Genomic DNA, 2,072 nt, shown 5'->3' on the forward strand with positions numbered 1-2,072 from the left:
TTAACAAGCCGCTAATAGACGCAAAGACTCCTGCCTAGCTGCTTAGAAGCGGGGTTCGTTCGCAAGAATTACGTCGCATTGGCGGTGCTGACCAGCAATTGGTCGACTTCGTTGCTGACGATCACGCCGTAGTTGATCGCGCCCAACCAACCGCTCATGATGATCCCGACACTGCCCGCATGGAACATGCCGCCGACTTGCTGAGGCAGTTCGCGGCTGACGCCAAGCCCTTCGAACTTGGTGCCAAAGCTCGCGCCCAACTCATGACGCGTGTAGTGATTGAATGTTCGCGGCGTGGCCGCTTCGGCGCGATCAATCTTGTTGCGAATCCCTGGGATGTATTTCTCCAACGCATCGATCGTCGATTCGACGAGCTCTTGCTTGCTGGTGGCGTATTCTTCGTCACTCATGTCGGCCCAGTCGGACCAATTCGCGTTGGTACTGCTGACGATTGCATAACGCTCTTTCTTTTTCTCGGGCCGCGTCCGGGGGTAATAAAAACTGAAGGTACGGCTGGTGATATCGCGGCTCAACAACAAGTCGGTACGGAACTCTTTGGCCGTGCTGGTAAAGAACAAATCGCCACCCGATTCGTCAATTTCTTCGCCTTCTTTCAGCGCCATATAGACTTGCGTGCTGCTGTTGTTCAGCCGCACTTCTTCGGCTCGCTCGACATAGTCTTTGTCCAAGACTTCGCTGCCGAGCATCTTTAAGACGGTCGTTTTCAGGTTTGCGTTGCTGACCACCGCGCGACAACGAATCGTTCGCCCGTTGACTTCGACCGATTGGACACTGCCGTCTTTGACGTTGATCTTGTCGACCCCGCAACGGATGCGAATGTCGACATTGTTCGATTCAAGTTCCTTTTTCATCCGAGCGACGAGGTCCTCGGTGCCCCCTTCGTAGATAAACACGCCCTTGCTCATAAAATTACTGAACACGATCCCATAGGTGATCGCGGGGTCTTCGAGCGTCGATCCGTTGGCATACGTGATCGGTTCCATCAACAACCGCACCACGTCGTCGCGACCGGGAAAGAAACGATCGAACAGTTGACGCGTCGTCAAATCTTGGTCGTCGTAGAAGTTCATGCTTCGCGCGGTATCAAAAAACGCGTTGACTGTTTCCGGAGCGATACCAAAGTCGGTGGTCAACAACCGCGTAAAGTCTTCGCGATTGAAGGTGGTCGTCAGCGAGAACTGAGGATTGTCGAAGCGAATGTTTTTCAGCTGCACAATACGATCGGCGATATCGCGGTTCCAATAGCGGCGGCACGATTTGATCATGCCGTGAGGGAAGCCGTGCAGTGAAACGTCAAAGATGTGGCCACCGGGACGCAAGAACCAAGTCGCCAAACCACCCAATTTGTAATGTTGTTCGAGCAGCAGAACGCGGTGGCCGGCGCGACCGAGGATGTTGGCTGAAGTCATTCCGGCAAGCCCGCTGCCAATCACGACCACGTCATATTCGTCCGCGGCACCTTTAAGGAAATCTTTCGCCATCGATGAAACTGCAAAAACAAAGAAGGGGGGATGTGAGAAACAAGCGTTAGGCAGCTAGGCAGAAGTCTTTCCGTCTATTCGCCGCTAGCGTCCAAACGGCTAACGGGATTTCACCCAATGATTTCTGCCTACCTGCTTAGAAGATACAGCAAAACGCCGAATCGTTAGAGAGGGCCTTGATCGGGCTGCAGCTCGGCGAACACACCGATTTGGTTTTCTGCAGGTGGTTTATCCCCGTAAAGCATCACGCCGGCGTTGCCGACGAGCCAGCGATCGTCGATCAAGCGGATCGAACCTGTTTTGCCTGCTCGCACCGTCTGTTTACCGATCCCGGATCGCAACGCGTCATGAGTGCCGCGAAAAATGGTCACATGCTCGGCCGGCAACACGGTCGCCAAACGCTTGGTCCCGCGGTCGCTCTGCACCGTCGCGGTGATTTTCCACCGCGAGTCTCGTGGATCCGAGCCAATTTTCACCGTGACGACGGACTCGCCCGGCGGCAAATCGACTGCGGCAAACCAATCCGGAGCCGACGAGTCCCTGGGCCACAATGTGCTATAACACACGCGG

1 protein-coding gene and 1 pseudogene are annotated in these 2,072 nt (G+C 54.9%); both read right to left on the bottom strand.

Annotated elements, in window-relative coordinates:
* Positions 1-68 precede the first annotated feature (68 nt).
* Positions 69-1,502, bottom strand: coding sequence for a phytoene desaturase family protein (locus RMSM_RS09605; protein WP_008694775.1), 1,434 nt, complete (start codon positions 1,500-1,502; stop codon positions 69-71).
* Between the two features lie 164 nt (positions 1,503-1,666).
* Positions 1,667-2,072: pseudogene (locus tag RMSM_RS09610) on the bottom strand (hypothetical protein); the annotation flags it as partial.

Origin of the sequence: Rhodopirellula maiorica SM1, assembly GCF_000346295.1 — a bacterium.
Taxonomy (GTDB): domain Bacteria; phylum Planctomycetota; class Planctomycetia; order Pirellulales; family Pirellulaceae; genus Novipirellula; species Novipirellula maiorica.